The following is a 19,349-nucleotide window of genomic DNA, read 5'->3' as shown; positions in this document are numbered from 1 at the left end:
TATGACAAACTCTTTACGCTTGTTTCATCTGCTTCCCCGGCTTGGTAATCATCCAGCAGCGTCATCCATGCGCGGCCTGCGCCACGGTAACGTGCTACGGATACTGATCTTGATGCTGGCAGGAATACTGGTGGTGGCTTCTGCACAGGCACAAACCACCCTCACCAGCACCTTGACGGTAGACGACCAGTCTGCAGATGCTGGCCAGACCATCAACTACACTTTCACGGTCACGGCATCTGCTAATACTGATGCTGTCAGTACATCCGTCACACTTAGTGGATCTGCAGCTGCTGGTGTAACAGTTTCCAATCTACCTAATAATGCTACCTATTCTGGTAACACTATTACTTTCAATGTTCAGAATTTTCGTAATGCGAATACTACGCGTATCCGTACGTTCAGTATTACACTGGCCTCGCCACTGCCGGTTGGCGCCCAACTGATTGCTCAGGGCAATGCCAGCGCTACGGGTGCCACGACTGGTACGCAAGGCTCGGCCACGGTTACCGTAACCGGCCCGCCAACGGCCAACCCTGATGTGGCAACGGTAGCCTATAGAGCTGGGGCTATCCAGATTCCGGTGCTCAATAACGATGTAGCCGCTGGCGGTGGCGCTGGTGATAATATTATTAACCCGGCTTCGGTAGTACTTTCTTCCGCGACAGGTTCCAACGGCGGCACCTTCTCCGTGAATGCCAGTGGTATTGTTACGTTCACGCCGCCCACGACTATAGCAGGCAGCACCAGTAGCACCAGCGTCAGCTACACGGTGAAAAATAGTGCCACGCCTGCCCAGACGTCCAACTCGGCTACTATCACTGTTACGGTCACCAATGCTCTGCCAGCAGTTGTTGATGGTGTGAATGCAGTTCTGGTGAATACAGCCGCGGCCACGGTGCTGTCGCCATCTTTGCGAGGCAATGATGGCGAAAATGACCTGAGATACTACACCATCACAGGTGGCCTGCCGACTACCTCGCAAGGCGTACTGGCTTTCAATGGCACGCCTATCACAGCAGTGCCCAGCGTTAATATTCCGGTGGGGCAGCTAAACTTGCTCACGTTCGACCCGGCTCTGAACTATGTGGGCCGGGTGATATTGACATTCAACGTTACGGACGGCGGCAGCAGGGTTTCGGCCCCTACAACCTATACCATTCCTGTCGCAGCGGCTGGAACAATCAGTGGTATTGTGTACGAAGATGCCAACTACGGCGGCGGATCAGGCCGCAGCCAGGCGGCCAGCGGCAGCGCGGGCGTCAACGGTGCTACCGTGGAACTGTACAACGGTACGACGCTCCAAAACACTACTACTACGGCCACCATCGGAGGAGCAGCAGGATCCTATCTGTTTTCAGGAGTAGGAGCAGGTACGTATACTGTTCGGGTCGTGAACCGCACCGTGCCCAGCAACCGCGCCGGTTATGCGGCCGGCCTGTTGCCGGTGCAAACCTATGTGAACAGCAATGGCGAGCGGGTAGGCGGTGAGACGCCGACGGCTACTGATGCTGCTGCTGGAACACTAACGGGGGCTCAGTCCGTTCAGGCACTTCCGCTGGCAGCCAGTGGTGCCGCTGGCTCCGACTTCGGCTTCTCGTTCGATGTAGTCGTGAATGCCAATGAAAGCGGGCAGGGCTCGTTGCGGCAGTTTATCAGCAATGCTGCTGCGCTGTCCAACGCAGGCCTCGACCAGCGTCCGTTCAACAGCACCGGATTAGCTGCCGGGCCCGATTTCCCGGCTGGGCAGGAAACCTCCATTTTCATGCTGGCCGACGGCACCGCCCGGCCCGGTCTGCGCGCGGGCCTTACTAATCTGCTCACCAATGCCAGCGGAGCTGCGGCCACTACCAATAGCCGCGCCCTGATTACGCTGACGTCGCCACTGGTGTTGGCCAATAGCGCCAATGCGGCAGCCACAGCCATTGATGCTACCACTCAAAGCACTCTTAATGATTCCAACCCTATTCAGCTGGGTACCGGCGGTACGGTGGGAGTGGGGAGCTTGGCGCTAAGCAAGGTCAACGGCCCGGAAGTAGAACTGGTAGGAGCAACTTCGCTGGCAAACCTGCTCCAGTCTTCTGCCGATAACTTCACGCTGCGGGGCGTGGCCATGCACGGGGCAACCAACACACTGGTGGTGAATGCCGGAACCGGCGTGCTGCTGGAGCGCAACGTGATTGGCATTACGGCGTTCGAGGTGGCGCTGCCTGCTACCGCCACGTTTACTATCGGGGTAGCGCTGACGAACCCGGCGGGCATCTTCCGCAACAACCTCGTGGCGTATACGGGCAGCTCGGGCTTCAGCTACTCGGGCATCGGCGCGGGCTACCTCATCACCAACAATGAGTTCTTTGAGAGCGGCCAGCGGGTGTCCGGCGGCGACAACCTGACCATTGCCGACCAGGTGGCGGCTGGTAGCGTGGCCGGCCCCGTGACCATCGTCGGCAACCGGATAGCGCGCAGCAACAGCAGCGGTATCCAGTTTGATATCGTGCGCCTTAGCACCAACACGGTGCAGGAAAACACGATTACGGAAAACGGCCTGGGTGGTACCACCAACCGGCTGGAAGGCTCTGGTATTCACTATCTCTCCCGCAATGGCTCCGATCGGGGCACTAACCCTGACGTCATCAGCCGCAACATCATCATCAATAACCAGTCGTCGGGTATTGTCATCAACCACGGACAGCGCGGTATCCGAATCAGCCAGAATGCTATTTATCAGAACGGCAACAACACCACCGGGGGGCAGGGCCTGCTGTCCGTCGACCTGACGCCGGCCACCTACTTCGTGGGCAGCCCCAATACCACCGGCGCTGCCCGCTATGGGCAGGGCGACGGCGTTACGCCAAATGACGGGGTAGTGGATATCAACCAAGCCAGTGGGGGCATGGACTATCCGATCATCACTAGTATCTCTAAGGTAGGCGCCAACCAGTTGCGCGTGGTTGGCTACATCGGCAGCAACCCGGCCGGCAACCCGGTCTTCGCCAATGCCACGGTGGAAGTATACAGTGCCAACAACGCCGACAACAACCAACTCGGCCCCACCACCACCACCAGCGGCGACAATGTGTCGCACGGCGAGGCGCAGACTTTCCTGGGCACGCTCACGGCGAATGCCAACGGCCTGTTTGACGAAACATTCAGCGCCGTGGCCGCCACCATCAACAACGGCGACATTATAACGGCCACAGCCTACTTACCTGCCTACGGCACGTCGGAGGCGGGGGTGAACCTGACCAGTACCTTCAGCGTGTTGCCGGTGGCGCTGGCTGCGTTTGAGGTTACGGCTGCTGGCAAGGATGCTGTACTGGAGTGGCGTACGGCCTCCGAGCAAAACAACGACCGTTTCATTGTGGAGCGTGCCTTGAATGGCAAAGATTTCGTTGCTGTTGGAACAGTACAGGGAAGTGGCACCACCGCGCAGACCCGTCGTTACAGCTTTGTTGATCGTGAGGTAGCTGCTAAAGCCACGCAACCCGTGTATTACCGCCTGCAACAGGTAGACACGGACGGCACGGCCAGCTACAGCCCTGTGCGGGTAGTGTCGTTCGCCTCAAATAAATTGGCGCTGAGGATCTATCCTAATCCGGCCGCCGGACAAGCCATGCTGGACTTGTCTGCCTTGGCTGAAGGAAACTACCAGGTAGCTTTGATTGATCTGGCAGGCCGCATTATGCAGACTGTTACGTACACAGGCGGGAAGTCTCACATGCTGGATGTACGGCAATTAGCGAAAGGCACGTACATCGTACTGGTACGTGGAATAGCCGGAAAATCTACCCAAACCCTGATTATACAGTAAAGTCTTCAGCTTACAGAAGAGGCGCTTCCCAGCTGGGAAGCGCCTTTTTTGTTTTGAGCCTGTATTTGCTGGGCCGCTGCTAGGCAAGCGAATGAGGTCCACAATTTGCGGAGCATGAGAGTGTTTGTTATGAATGATATTGTATTTTAATTATAATAAATTTTGTTTGATAATTGCAAGTCCTAAGGATATTTACATATTACTTTTTGCTGCCCAGCTAGTCAGTGCGTTGTTGGGTATTCAGGAGGATGATTTTCTAATTAAAAGAAAGTTTGAATCCGGATAACATTAAGAAAACGTACAGTTTATAGGTGGTTTTGTGTCGTTTTGGTAGCTGAGTATAATAGAAATATTAGGAGGCAATGTTTTGCGGTGAGGTTGGGATATTCACCGAGAGTAATGCCGGATTCAGCGAAAAATGACTTCATAGTGCATGCACACAAACTAGCTTTATGGCACAGCTGAGCTATAAGGTGCAAACGTCGGTCTTTGCTTGTTTACACCGCTTGAAAAATCTTTCAACATCATACTCCATACCATGAAAACAGTCTTACGATTCGCAATTCTCCTACTTGCTTGGGGGCTGCTGGGACAGTCAGGGTCTCAGGCGCAGCAAATCAGTAGGTTGACGTACCGCGAGCCAAACTCCACCAATGTTGCTGATATTGACAAGCGGGCGGCGACTGAAACCGTCGGAGGCACCAGCTTTACATATGGGTCTTACAGCAGTTCAGCCACTGCCAGCACAACAAACCCGATTACGGAGCTTTTTCAGTTAACATCTGATCAGCAGGGTATTCAGCTAGATGCGCGAATGCTGATTTGGCGACAAAACAACCAAGGGGTAGCCCCAGCCACACCCAGTACTGAGATAAACCAGAACACGACATACGCGGCGTTCGTAACACTTGCCTTCAATCGAGACGTAACGAACTTGCGATTTGTAGTACAGGATTTAGATAAAGGTACACCAACTACTGGGGGGAGCAACTTCACCGATCAGGTGGCGTTTCGGGCATTGAATGCGTCTGGGCAATATGTAGACCTAGTAGGGGCCAATATCGGCTACGGGGCCAACGGAACGAATACCACCAGCGCAGTCAATACATTTGATGATAACATCACGATTGGTGGCAATACATATGACGCCATTCGTGGGACAGGCTTGAATGGAGGGATTAGCAGCAACCCAAGTCGGGATGGAAACGTGACGGTGACATTTCCACAGCCAGTGCGGACGGTACGGTTAGCGTTTCGTAATCTGAATACCATAAATCCTATTCCAAACGGCCAGACGCAGCTTCGCCTCCAAACTATTGGTATTGAAGAGATTTCGTGGGATGCGCAGGCCGATGTGACGACGACACTTACGGCTCAGGCTTCACCCGTGAATGCGGGGGGGCAGGGCCAGTTTAACGCCACCTTCGTCAACAACGGCGTAGACGTAACTGCCCAGGGTGTGGTTGCCCAAGTGCAACTTCCTGCCGGCCTGAACAACGTAGTAGCTAGCAACGGCGGGGTGTACAGTAGCGCAACGGGCATTGTTACCTACGCCGGCCTCACGACCTTGACCGTAGGTCAGTCGGTTGCTTCCACCATCACGTTCACAGCCCCGGCTACGGGGCCGGTTAACGCCACGGCTTCTATCAGTACAACCAGTGATGAAGGTGCCAATACGGCTTCGAACTCAGCCCCGGCCAGCATTGGTGTAACACCTTCCGCTGATGTAGTGACGACCCTGGCAACCTCACAAACGGCTGTAGCACCTGGTGCCAGCATCACTTATACTGCTCGGGTACAGAATAACGGACCTTCGGACGCCGCCACTGTAGCCCCAACGGTGCAGTTGCCAGCTGGTCTACTCCTTATGGCAGCTAATCTGCCGGCTGGCGCTTCCTACAACAATAATACTGGGGTTGTAACGCTGCCAACCACGGCCTCTTTGGCCAGTGGGGCAAGCAATGCTCTCACATACGCAATTACATTCCCGGCCCCAAACTACAGCACTACTATTACGGGTGTCGCTGCTAGTGCTTCGGGTACCAACGACCCAACGGCAGCCAACAACAACGGCAGCCAAGCCAACGCCCGGGTATCGACAGTAGTTAGCCTGCCTTCCAATGGCTGTGCTGGTGTGCCATATGGCCCAACCCGCAGCAGCGGTTTATATGGCGAGTATTTTGCCGGTTATTTCAACGACAACTTGAACTTCTTTGATGGCAAGACGGCTGGTCTGGCCCGGTACGATGCTACACTCAACTTTCCCGCTAATAACAGTTGGGGCAATTTGGTACCACCGGCTACGGGTTCGGCTTCCGATCCTGAGCAGTATACTTCTCGTTACCGTGGTAGCATCAACATTGCCATTGCCGGCTCCTACACGTTCTACCTGAGCTCTGACGACGCTTCCTACCTGTGGCTGGATGGAGCTACCGTAGCCCCTACACTTGCCAATGTCTCTATTAATAACGGTGGACCACACGGCATAGTTGAAAGATCCGTTACATTGAACCTGTCAGCTGGTTCGCATGATCTGCTGATTTATTTTGGTGAGCAAGCAGGAGGCAATTCGCTTACCTTCTTGTATGAAAGCACTGTGGCTGGCATTGCCAAGCAGATTGTGCCCAACTCGGTACTGTGCGCCAGCGCCTCGCCTCCGGTTGCCAACAACGACTTCGCCACCACTACCCCCGGCACGCCTTATACCTTCACGGGCGCAACGGCCGTAACGGCCAATGATACGCCAACCGGCACTTTCAACGCTACCACTGTAACGCTGGGTGCCGCCGTACCGGCTTCGCAAGGTGTGTTCACGAAGGCTGCCAACGGCGACGTGACCTTTACGCCGGCTGCTGGTTTCGTGGGAATAGCTACCATCCCGTACACTGTGCAGAACGCCTCGGGCACTGTATCGAACACTGCGTTCATTTCGGTGGAGGTGAAGGGCACAACCTTTAACCTAGCCACCACGCTTACTGGCCCGGCTTCGGCCGACGCCGGGGCTTCGGTAACCTACAATGTCACTTCTAGCAACCCTGGCACGGTAGCCGCTACCAACGTGGTAGAAACGGTGCAGCTGCCCGCTGGCCTGACGACCACCGGTTTTACGGTAGGCGGTGCCAACGGCACGCTCAGCAACGGCGTTATTACGTTTGCCAACGGCAACACATACAACCAGACGACCGGCGTACTGCGCCTGCCGATTGGCAACCTAGCCGCTTCTATTGGCTCTGTTAGCACGGCTGTTGTGTTCCCCGCTTCCGGCAGCAGCCCGCTGAGAGTAACGGCCAACATTTCGGGCATGGGCGGTACGGAAACCACCACCTCTGATAACACGGCTGTGGTAAACACCACCGTCACGCCCCGCTTCGACGTTACGACTGCCCTGACAGGCCCGGCCACAGTGACGGCTGGCAACGAGGTGACCTACACCGTGACGACCAGCAACGTTGCTACTTCCACGGATCCGCGCTCGGTTTCGCCGGCCTCCAACGTGGTACAGACGGTAACGCTCAGCGGCAATGTCATGGGTATTTTCGCCTCCAATGGCGGGACAGCGGCCTTCAACAGCAGCACGAACACCACTACGGTTACGTTCCCGGCTATCAGTGTGCTGGCGCCCGGCCAGAGCCAGGTAAATACCATCAGCTTTGTATCGCCAAGCGACGCCCGGCTGGCCCCGGTAGCCATTGTGACCTCTGGAGAAACCAGCACCAACTTCGGCGACCTTAACTCGCCGACAGTGGGCACGAATAACAATACGGCCCAGTTGAACGGCGCGGCAGTACGCCCTACGGTTACGCCGGTTGCCGCAGTGGGCACGTCCGTTAATGTATTCACGACTATCTCGTCGCCAACCACCAATGTGGCACCCGGCGCGACCATCACGCTCAACGTAACGGCTAACAACGCGGGTCCTGCTACGGCCAACGCCGTGGTGCAGACCGTGACGTTGCCCACCGGACTGAGCGGCGTGACGCCTTCCAACGGCGGCGACTACAATCAAGTCACCGGCGTCGTGACCTTTCCTCCGCTGACGACCTTGGCTTCGGCCGGTTCGCAGGCCTACACGATTACGCTGCCGGCTCCGGCCCAGGGCTTCGTGCTGGCTAACGCTACCATCACCACTACCAGCCCAGACCTGGTGCCGGCCGATAACCTGGCCCAGACCAAAGTCGACGTGAACCCGACGGCTGACGTGACTACGACCATTACCGGTCCGGTAGTGGCTCTGCCTAGTCAGCAGCTGGCCTACACCGTAACGACCCGCAGCAACGGCTCGGCCGATGCTAACAATGTAGTGCAGACCGTACAGTTGCCCGCCGGCCTCACCGACGTGCAGTTCAATGGCGTGACGCCAACCGGTGCCACCAGCTACAACGCTGCCACCGGCCTGCTGACGCTGACCTTTGCCGCACCGCTGGCCCAAGGCTTTAGCGCCTCCAACACGATAACCTTCACCACGCCTACGGGTATGACCAGCTTCAGCCCCGTCGCTACAGTAAGCACCAGCACTTCCGAAACGAACACGGCTAACAACACGGCCGCCGTAACGACGGTGGTAACACCGGCCGCCGATGTGGTGGTGAGCGTAACGGCCCCGGCTTCGGCTGTAGTGGGAAACCCGGTCCTCTACGTAGTGAGCACGACCAACAACGGCGCGGCCGTAGCCACGGGCGTAGTTCCCACGCTGCAACTGCCCGCCGGTTTGGGCGCAACCAACGTTACTTTCCCCGCCGGTATAGGAACTGGCAGCTACGACAACACCACGGGCCTAGTGACGTTCCCATCAGCCAGCACGCTGGCTAACGGCGCCAGCCTGGCCAACGAGGTGCTCGTGACTATGCCTGACGTTTCCCAACTCGCAGCCGTAGCCCGGGTGAGCACGACGAGCTTCGACACGAACTTGGATAACAACTACGCCAGCGCCGCTACGACACCAGTAGCTCCCACCGTTACCACGGCCGATGTACGGGTGGCCTCATTCTCGCCGAATTCGACGACTACGCCTGGCACAGCTGTAACCTTGACGGCGACATTCAACAACGCCGGCACCAACCCGGCCGCCAACGTGATACCGCAAATCGTGCTGGTACCCGGCCTGACCAATATTACGTACCCTGGCACCGTCGGCAATTACAGTTCCACCACCGGCATTGTCACGTTCCCGACAGTAAGTTCAGTGGCCGCCAACACGACCGTAGCCGGTACCTACTCGGTGAGTTTCAACGCCCCGAACTCGGGTCCGGTGAATGCCGTGGCCACCATTGCCTCAGCTACTTCTGACGCCGTGCCGACCAACAATACCGCTGTGTCGGTGCTGACAGTGACCTCGCAGGCCAACGCCACGACCAGCATTGCCGGGCCGGCTTCGGTTGCTCCGGGCTCGAAGGCAACCTACGCCGTCACGACCTCCAACGTGGCCGCCACATCGCCCTCGACCAACGTGATGCAGACCGTGACCATCCCCGGTACGCCGGCAGATTTGGTCATTCCAACTGGAGCTACTACGACTGTAACGGGCGGTAATACTGTAGTGACGTTCCCGACTATTGCCCTGCTGGCTCCCGGCACGGCCAATGCGGTAACCAACTTCGTATCGTTCACGATGCCTGTTGCAGCGGTAACACTGACCGGCACCGTAACGTCGGACGTAGACGTTGCTGCCGGTAACAATACTGCTTCGGTTACCACTAACACCAACCGTGCGCCGGTGGCCTATAACGTGGTCAATAAGCTCCAGTCACCCGAGGGCAACACGGCCAACACGCCGCTGCTGGTTTCGCCGCTGGCCGCTACCGACGCCGATGCCGGCCAGGTGCTGACCTACCGCATCACGAGCCTGCCTACTTCGGGTACGCTTTCATTAAACGGTACGCCGGTAAACACCACCACTGTGCTGTCGGCCGCCGATGCCGCTAATTTGAAGTTCCTGCCCGCCGCTAATTTTGTGGGCAACGTATTCTTCAGCTATGTAGCGGTAGACAATGCCGGCATCCCGGCCACGTCGAACACGGCGCTCTACACCATCCCAGTGGGAGCCGATAACAGTTCTGTCTATGCCACCACTCCAACGAAAGGCGGCGCTATTGGTTATCAAAATAATGACGTGCTGGCGTATGTGATTGATGTAAATGCTGCCCGCTACAACAGCAGCGGCCTGATCTACAACGCCACTACGGGTGCTTTGGTCGCTACCGATGGCAGCGTCAGCAACGGCCTGCCCACCACGGGTACGAACGCAGTTATTTCGGCTGCCGACAAGTCTACGCTCAACGCGGTAGGTATCGACATCAACCCCATTACCGGTCAGTTCTTCGTCTCAAATCGGTTGCTGCTCCGTGAAGGTAACTACACGGTCAGCGTTACCACCACCGATATCAACGGTGGTACCAACACGCAGAACGTGACGATTCCGATTGGAGCCCGCCCACTGCCAGTGACGCTGGTGAGCTTCTCAGCCAAAGCCGAAGGCGCCGATGCCAAGCTCACCTGGACCACGGCTCAGGAACTCAACAATGACCGTTTCGTGGTAGAGCGCAGCCTCGACAGTAACAGCTTTGCGGTAGTAGCAGAAGTGAAGGGTCAGGGGACCAAGTCCTCGGCCACTAACTACACTCTTACCGATGCGCAGGCCGCCAGCAAAGGCCGGGTAGCCTACTACCGCCTGCGTCAAATAGATACGGATGGCACCAGCACCTACAGCTCAGTGCAGACGGTAATGTTCAGCATCGCTACTCGCACAACCGTAGCGGTGTACCCCAACCCGGCTTCCGACCAGCAGCAGGTGCGCCTCGACCTGACGGCACTGCCCGCCGGCAGCTACAAGGTAACCCTGACGGATATGGCTGGCCGTATGGTGCAGACTGTAGCCGGCAACGGCGGCCTCGAGCAGGCGCTGGAGGTAGCTTCGCTGCCGCAGGGCAGCTACCTGGTGCAGGTAGTTGGCCAGGCGCAGGTGTACACTACCCGCTTCGTGAAGAAATAAGCGGGGCTCCGGCCGCGTCCGGCCGACGCCATAATTGCAAAGCCCCGTCCCTGCACTGCAGGGGCGGGGCTTTTGCATGGTCGATGATTTACGGGCGACGCAGTGTCTAAATATTCCAATTATGGGAATTATTCTGCCTTTATCATACTCGTATAACTGCTTTTTCTTCTTGCCCAGCTAATTCACCTTGTTTGTCGTTGCCTAGCTACAATTCATCTAGAGAAAGTGTAGGGATAAATTAGGACATTTATCTTTGAGTATTCTCTAAATAGGAATTGACTGGATTACAAGCATGAAGTGCTTTAATCAGTCGAAGCTTTCTTTCAGCCACTATAGCCCGCTATGGTGGATGTCCGCTACCCGCTCTCTTACACACCGTCGGCAAATTTCTTTCCACCTAATAATTCATGAAAACACCCTTATCCTTCCTAGTGCTGTTGCTAGCGCTACTCTTGGCCGGGCCTTCGCGGGTGCAGGCCCAGGCAACCGTACCCTTCTCCTGCGACGGGTCTTTCTACCAGATTCGACTGAACGGCACGACAACTGATTTCTATCGTATTCGACGGGGAACTGTTTTCTCTGAGACTATTCTCTATAGCATTCCAAACGTAACACTCAATGGTTTAGCCTTCAATAAAAGTGATGGTTACTACTATGCGGTGCAGCGTATCAACAATGTCAGTAATACAGACCAGGCGCAAAACACAGCGGCTAACTTCTACCGTCTGGGTCAGACTGGCTTTACGGTGGTAGGTACGGTTGCATCATTGCCTAAGTGGTACTACTCAGCGGGCACCATCGATGAGAATGGTGTTTATTGGCTGCAACGCGGTACAAATCCAAGTGGTGGGACGACGACCGGAGTATTGCAGAAAGTACAGATTACGGGTTCTTCGCTCACATATGGCGGTTCATTACAGGTACGACAGGCAAACGCTAATTTCGACCCAGTAGCATTTGGTGATTTGGCTTTTAACCCTAAAAATGGTCTGCTATATGATATCGGTTCATCCAATGGGTATTATACCATTGACCGTACTACGGGGGTTGCTACTAACTACGGCAGCCCCGCCACACAGACTCCTGGTGAAGGAGTAGGTAGCACCTTCTTCGATGCGTTGGGTAACTATTATGCGTATGCCAACGGAACGGTCGGGACAGCCAACTCAGGAAAATTTTATCTGATGTCGCCCATCACAGCTGCCTTTTCTAAAACTGTAATCAATGCCGCCACGCCAACTGGTGAAAGCGACGGTGCTTCATGCGCCTTCCCAGAGCAGCGGGTAGACAATGTGCTGGCGCTGACCGGCATCAGCAACATCAGTACCACCACGTTCGACGTATCATTTAAGGTTGGCGTTGACAATCCAGGCTCACTGGATCTGACCAACCTGCAGCTGACGTTCTTTGGGGGCACGGCTGCGGCTACCACCAATCCGTTTCCAGGTGCCAGCTCGGTAACGCTGCAAGCCATTGCAGCTACCAATGGGCTGACTGCAGTAGCCACGGGCCAGGATATGCTCACCAGCCGCAACCTGCTATCGGGCTCCAACACACTGGGCAATGCTGCCTCGGCCGAGGTCACTTTTACGGTCAGAGTGGTGTACCCCACTGCCGGGGCCGTGCCGACTACCGCAGTGCAGAACCTGTTTACGTATGCCTCCAGCACCAGCGCCGGCCCCAACCCGGGCGCCAGCATCGTGAACGGGGCTGCGTTGCCGCCACCCGATCTGCTTGCGGCTGATGCCTCCACAAATGGCTCGCTGTTTCCGGTGACTTCCAACGCCGATACGCCGTCGCCCACGCCGGTGCAGTTTCAGCCCAGCATTTCCGGGACGGTGTTCGAGGATATCAACTATGGTGGTGGGGCCGGCCGCTCGCGCGTGGCCAGCCAGGGCCCAGCCGTATCCGGCGCCCGCGTGGAGCTGTACAACGCCAGCACCAATGCCTTCGTGAGCACCACCACTACCGCCGCCGATGGTACGTACTCCTTCACGGGCCTTGCGAATGGGACCAACTATGTGGTGCGGGTAGTGAACGGCACCGTAAGCAGCACCCGCCCCGGCACCGTGGCCGGTCTGCTGCCCGTGCAGACCTTCGTGAACGGCGATGTGAACCGCGTGGGAGGTGAATCGCCCCAGCTCGCGGACGGCGGCAATAACACCGGCGCGCTGAATACGTTCCAGCTCACCAATACCACCCAGTCGGTGACGACGGTGGCGCTCAATGGGGCGGCTGCCAGCGTGGATTTTGGCTTCAACTTCAGTACCATCGTCAATACCAACAACTCCGGCCAAGGCTCGTTGCGGCAGTTTATCCTCAACAGCAATGCTTTGACGAACGCCAACTTGGATCAGGTAGCTTTCAATGGTGCAGCAGCCATGGGAACTACAGCTATTGATCCGGCAGTAGGAATGGAATACGCCATCTTTATGCTCAACGATGGCCGCCTAACCGGAGCGCCGGCAGGTCTGCGTAACGCCATGACTGCACCTGCGGGCTACAGCATTACGTCCAAGACCTTCACGTTTAACTCTGCTACGCTGCCAACCATTACCGATAGCAACACAGCTATTGATGGCAAGCTACAGACTATTCTGACGGGTGAAGGCACACAGGCTCCTACTGCTAACACAACGGCAGCTGAGATTATCCTTAATTTCTCAAACGTAGGCGCAAACCGCGGTGGCCTGCTAGTGTTAGGCGCTAACACGCGAATTGCTTCTATCAGTGTAACTAACGCTGGCACTGCCGCCGGCAGCAGGGCACTTAACACAACTGGCGCTATTCTAGCTGATGGTGCAGCCATCGTCTTCACGGGCGCAGGCACCATTGGCTCGGTGGTAAACGATATTACGGGTCAGAACAACACAATTGCTACGGTTCTACTGGAAGGAGGCGCCACGGGCGTTACCATCAGCAGCAGTGTGATGCGCACAGGCCGTTCTACGGCCGCCTCCGGCACTACCACTGCCTACGATGGGGCAGGCATTTTGCTCTCCAATGCTTCCGGCAACACCATTACCAACAACAATATCAGCGCCAACAACGGGTTTGGTATTGAGTTGGCTGGGGGTAGCAACGGGAATACCATCACTGGCAACACGGTTGGGTCTAACGGTGCTGGAGCGACCAGCAGCGACGCGGGTATTAGTATCACGGCGGGCAACAATAACACGTTCGGCCAGAACACTATCACGGGCAACGCTGGCGACGGAATAGTGGCTGCAAGTGGAACCAGTAGCAGCCTATTTACGAAGAACAGCACATCCGGCAACGGTAACTTGGGTATTGACCTTTCCGCTACGAATGCTGCAACCGGCGATGATGTATCCATCAATGCCAACGGCAAAACGGCTGCCAGCGGCGCTAATGGCCTGTTGAACTTTCCGGTGCTCACGCAGGCCGTTATCACTAATACCACCAACGGCAACCTACAGATTACGGGTTTTGCGCCAGCGGGCAGCGTGATAGAGTTCTTCTTGTCGGACAAGACCGTAGATGGCTTTGGCCAGGGTAAAACATACCTGTTCTCCACTACGGAAGGCGCCAGCATGACGGCGGCCGCCAATGGGACTAATGCGGCTATCAACGATGTTGATGCTAGATTTGGTAGCTATAGCGGTACGATCAACGGCCTTAACAACGGCGCTGAAACCGGCGCTACTCGTTTCTCTTATGTTATTTCACTTAGCACCTTCTCCCCTGCGCAGGTGACGGCGCTCACGACCGGTGGGGCTCGGCTTACGGCCACGGCTACTACAGGTGGCACCACTACTTCGGAGTTCTCCAGCAATATCCTGATTTCGCAGAATGCTCCTCTGCCCGTCGAACTGAAAGCCTTCGAGGTGGCGGCCGACAACGCTGATGCTAACCTGATCTGGAGCACGGCTTCAGAGAAGAACAATGATCACTTCGACGTGGAGCGCAGCTTCGATGGCAGCCGCTTCGAGCGGATCGGGCAGGTGCAGGGCCGCGGTACCACCAGCCAGACGACCAACTACAGCTTCACCGATGTTAATGTGGGCAACAAGCGGGTAGGTGTGGTATACTACCGTCTGCAGCAGGTAGACACGGATGGCACGACCAACTACAGTCCGGTGCGCACGGTACGCTTCGCGGCCGGCCTGACGGCTGGTGTGGCAGCAGTAGGCGTGTATCCGAACCCGGCTACCACCCAGGACCGCACCACCATGCTGGACCTGACGACGCTGCCGATCGGCATGTACGAAGTGACTGTACTGGATGCGACGGGCCGGGTGGTTCGTAGGCAGACTGTGCAGGGCGGGCAAAACCAGCCTCTGAATGTGCAGCAACTGCTGGCGGGCATGTACTTGGTGCAGGTACGGGGCAACGGTCTCAACTTGACGCAGCGCTTCAGCAAACAGTAAGCAGTAAATGGCTTCGGCCACTGCTCAGCAAGCCCTCCTCTAGCAATAGAGGAGGGCTTTTTGTTTGCCGCAATCCTACGTATGGCTTCCTCGAATCCGTCAGGGGCGGAGGGGTATCTAGGCTGGCTGGAGGAAGATGACTCGGGGTTTTTTCGGCCGATAATCAGCCTACGACCCCGCGAGCCGCCCGGTAGACTGGCCGCCTGCCAACCATATAGCCGAATTGCGGTATTAGGAATCTCACGCCTTGCATTCCTGCTCATGACTTCTACTTCCCCTGCTGCCACCTCCGCCACGCCGGCCCCTGCTGCCCGGCCCCGCCGCCATCGTCCCGCCGCCGGTCCTATACCGGATTTCGACGTGGTGATAATTGGGGCAGGAAGTGCGGGGCTGAGTGCCGCGCTGGTGCTGGGCCGTTGCCTGCGCCGCGTGCTGGTCTGCGACGGGGGCGCCCCGCGCAACGCACCTTCGCCGGCCGTACAGGGCTTCTTCACCCGCGACGGCACCAAGCCCGCCCAACTCCTCAAGCTGGGCCTGCATGAGCTGGAGCGCTACGCTACGGTGGAAGTGCGAACGGCGCGGGTAACGGCCATTGTGCGCCAGGGCAAGCAGTTCGAATTGACCGCTGAAGGCGAAACCGGCCGCAGCCGCACATTTACGGCGCGTAAAATCCTGCTGGCTACCGGCGTGGAGGACGAGCTGCCGCCGCTGGATGGCATGCGCGAGCTGTGGGGTACCGGCGTGCTGCACTGCCCTTATTGCCACGGCTGGGAAGTGCGTGACCAGCCGCTGGCCGTGTATGGACAGGGCAAAACCGCCACCGGGCTGGCGCTGCTGGTAAGCCGCTGGAGCCGCGACGTGGTGGTATGCACCGATGGTCCCGGCAACCTGACCACCAATGCCCGCCGCCGCCTGCGGCAGCAGGGCATCCAGGTGCGGGAAGAGCCGATTACGCGGCTGGAGGCTGGCCCCAAGGATAGCGTGCGGGTGGTGTTCGAAACCGGGGAGCCCCTGGCCCGTCGAGCCGTGTTTCTGCATGCCCACCAGCACCAGCGCACCAACCTCGCTGAGTTGGCCGGCTGCCGCCTCACCAGCAAGGGCGCCGTGTGGGTTGACAAAAACACCCAGACCTCGCAGCCGGGCATCTATGCCGCCGGCGACACCACGCCGGGTACGCAACAGGCCATTCTGGCGGCCGCTCAGGGTGCCCAAGCCGCCGTCCACCTCAACGAGCAGCTCACGCGCGAAGAATGCCCGAAATAGGCTGCCAGGCGTTTGCTTGCCAGGAAGTTGGCGGGGCTGTGGCGTAGGCGTAATTGGAGACTGGCCGACGCAGGCGCGGGAACGGGCCTGCGCTGCGGCCGGGCCCTACGCAATGCAGCCGACTGTTCCGGAGTTTTGTCCGGCGCAGTCGGCTGCGGTAGATAAGTGGGTAGATAAGCAGCCGTAGCTGCCGACACAGGCCAGGGCCAGGGGGAAGCCGACAGATACGGGGTAAGCGGAAAAAAGGGGATTGGTTAGGTAAGCAGTGTTTTCAGAGCACAGAAAGAGCGGTGGAGCGGGTGGGTTGCGCAGGGCAAAGGGCAGTCGGATAAAGAATCAATAGCCCGGCCCTACGATGCGGGGCGAGTCGGGGAAAGTGGGTTTATCGAAGTTGATAACGGGCCGGAGCGGCTGGGGTGTAGTGTCGTTGCGGTCGGTAGGGATAGGGAGCGGGGCAGGGGGGAGAGTGGGCTTACGACGAACACGACGGGGGGCAGTTTGCCAGGCCATTTGGTAGACGGAGAGCAAGTGGTGTTCAGAAGTCATCATGATGTGCAACTGAGATGGAGAGGAAGCGCGCGGCAGAGAACAAGACAAAGATGCCGGTTTGGGCAGGGGGCTACGCTCACATATGAGACAAAAACGCTCAATCCGGGGACGTCCCAAAAAGCAGCCCCGCGGCCGCTCCGGTAAGGAGTAGCCGCGGGGCTGCTTTATTAAGAAGATGCTTCAGCAGGGCAGGCGCAACGGCCGCAGGCGCCCGGCCGGTGTCAGGGCTGGGGCGTGGGGGCGGCACTGAATTCGCTGGGTGTGAGCTGGTAAAGGTCTTTGAAGCACTGCCCGAAGTAGGCCGGGGTGTTGAAGCCTACGGCATACGCCGTATCGGCCACGGAATGGCCGGCGCGGAGCAGGTCGGCGGCTTTACGCAGGCGGTACTGCTGGATCAGCTCGCTGGGAGCCAGGTGGGTGAGGGCCTGTACTTTGCGCAGCAGCGTTTTGCGGCTCATGGCCAGCTGGTCGGCCAGGCGCTCCACGTTCAGCTCCGGGTCGTCAAGGTGCTTTTCCAGCACTTCATACAGGCTGCGGAGCCAGCCGTTCTGCACGGTTTCGGTGGGCTGCGAGAGTTCGGGCCGGCTCAGCTGCTGGCCGTAGAGGGTGCGAAGGCGCTGCTGCCGCACCAGAATGTTGTGCAGCCGCAGCACCAGCTCTTCCAGATGAAACGGTTTGGTCAGGTACTCGTCGGCGCCCTGGCGCAGGCCGGTGAGGCGCTGGCTGTGGGTGCCCTGGGCCGTGAGCAGCACCACGGCCACGTGGTCGGTGGCGGGCGTGTTCTTGATGCGGTAGGTCAGCTCGTAGCCGTCCAGCTCGGGCATCATCACGTCCGACACCACCACGTCGGGCAGTTCCTGCTGAATCAGCTGCCAGCCCTCGGCGCCGTTAGCGGCGGCCAGCACCCGGTACATGGGGGCCAGCTGCCGGGCCAGGTAGGTGCGCAGCTCCTCGTTGTCCTCAATCAGCATAATCAGCGGCGAATCGGGGGCGTGGCCGGAGGGCAGGTCGGGGGCCGGGGGCACGGGGATGGGCACCGGCAGCCAGTCGGGCGCGGCGGTGCCCAGGGTGGCCGGCTCGCTGGCCAGGGCCGGCTGCAGCGGCAGCTCTACCACAAAGGTGGTGCCCGTGGGCGGCGTGGTACTGCTTTGCACGCTCACCTGCCCGCCCATAAGCGTGGTCAGCTCGCGCACCAGCGCCAGCCCGATGCCGGAGCCGACCGGCAGCTGCGTGGCGCCGGGGGCAGCCTGGTAAAACCGGTCGAAGATGCGCGGCAGGTTGGCGGCCGAAATGCCCACGCCGGTGTCGGCCACGGCCAGGCGTACCAGTTCGGGGCTGCCGCTGAGGTGCACCGTCACCTGGCGGCGGGCATCGGGCGCGGGCTCGCCCGCAAGCGGCGGCATAAACTTGAGGGCGTTGGCCAGCAGGTTGTAGGCAATGTGGGCCACCTTTTCGGCGTCGTAGAGCCAGGTGCCGGGCAGCTGGGCGTCGTAAGTGAGCGTGATACCACGCTGCCGGGCCAGGGCCTGAAAGCCGGCCACCAGCTCCTGCAGGTAGTCGCTGAGGGGGCCAGGCTGCACGGCCACCCGCAGCTGCCCGGCCTCCAGGCGGGCCAGCTCCAGCAGCTGGTTGATGAGGTAAAGCAGCTGGCGGGCGTTGCGCTCCACGGTCAGCAGGTCGGGGCGCAGGCTTTCGGGCAGGTCGGGGAGCTGCAGCAGGCCTGCCACCGGGGCCAGAATCAGGGTGAGCGGCGTGCGAAACTCGTGGGTGATGTTGTCGAAGAAGTGGGTTTTGAGCTCGGCCATCATCTTCACCTGGGCCGCCTCGCGCAGCTGCTGCACGTGCTGGGCGGTTTTCTCGATGGTGGCATCCAGGTCCAAGAAGTTGATGGGCTTGCACACGAAGTCGAAGGCCCCGCGGTTCATGGCCGTCCGGATGTTGTCCATGTCGCCGTAGGCCGACACGATGACGGCCCGGCTCAGGGGCATCAGTTCGGGCAGGCGGCTGAGCAGGGTCAGGCCGTTGATGTCGGGCATGTTGATGTCGAGCAGCAGCACGTCGAAGTCGGGCTCGTTCTGCATCAGGGTCAGGGCCTGCTGCCCGCTTTCCGCGAAGCGGAAGTCGTAGGTGCCATCCTTAATCTTATGCCGAAAACGCTGGCCCAGCAAATCGGCCACGTCTTCCTCATCATCAACAACCAGAATCTTAGTAGCCATATACTTAGTGCTTAGTTGGTAGTGCTTGGTGCTTAGTTGTTAGGGATTAGGGGCCGGGGCCTAGTGCTTGGTAATCAGGAAGTAGTGGGTGTTGCTTGTTTGAGCTTTAAATCAAACTTCCTACGCCCTAG

5 protein-coding genes and 1 pseudogene are annotated in these 19,349 nt (G+C 58.3%); 5 read left to right on the top strand and 1 reads right to left on the bottom strand.

Annotated elements, in window-relative coordinates:
- Position 1: 1 nt before the first annotated feature.
- The 5 genes and pseudogenes from O9Z63_RS16245 to O9Z63_RS16230 all read left to right on the top strand — a co-directional run bounded on the left by O9Z63_RS16245 (position 2) and on the right by O9Z63_RS16230 (position 16,453).
- The gene (locus O9Z63_RS16245) at positions 2-3,811 is read left to right on the top strand and encodes a T9SS type A sorting domain-containing protein (protein WP_333490318.1); all 3,810 of its coding nucleotides are present in this window, start codon (positions 2-4) and stop codon (positions 3,809-3,811) included.
- A 538-nt stretch (positions 3,812-4,349) separates the two neighbouring features.
- Positions 4,350-5,876: pseudogene (locus tag O9Z63_RS21200) on the top strand (hypothetical protein); the annotation flags it as partial.
- A gap of 516 nt (positions 5,877-6,392) precedes the next feature.
- Complete coding sequence (locus O9Z63_RS16240; RefSeq protein WP_270126393.1) at positions 6,393-10,799, top strand: T9SS type A sorting domain-containing protein; 4,407 nt, start codon at positions 6,393-6,395, stop codon at positions 10,797-10,799.
- 407 nt (positions 10,800-11,206) lie between these two features.
- Entirely contained in the window at positions 11,207-15,190 is a 3,984-nt protein-coding gene (locus O9Z63_RS16235) for a right-handed parallel beta-helix repeat-containing protein (protein WP_270126392.1), read from the top strand.
- Positions 15,191-15,451: 261 nt separating this feature from the next.
- Complete coding sequence (locus O9Z63_RS16230; RefSeq protein ID WP_270126391.1) at positions 15,452-16,453, top strand: NAD(P)/FAD-dependent oxidoreductase; 1,002 nt, start codon at positions 15,452-15,454, stop codon at positions 16,451-16,453.
- Positions 16,454-17,223: 770 nt separating this feature from the next.
- Here the strand turns inward: O9Z63_RS16230 and O9Z63_RS16225 are convergent.
- Positions 17,224-19,218 carry a response regulator gene (locus O9Z63_RS16225; protein WP_270126390.1) on the bottom strand — a complete coding sequence of 665 codons (1,995 nt, stop codon included), beginning with the start codon at positions 19,216-19,218 and terminating at the stop codon, positions 17,224-17,226.
- Positions 19,219-19,349: the final 131 nt, after the last annotated feature.

The organism is Hymenobacter yonginensis (genome assembly GCF_027625995.1).
GTDB lineage: Bacteria > Bacteroidota > Bacteroidia > Cytophagales > Hymenobacteraceae > Hymenobacter > Hymenobacter yonginensis.
This window is presented reverse-complemented; position numbering and strand designations above follow the sequence as displayed.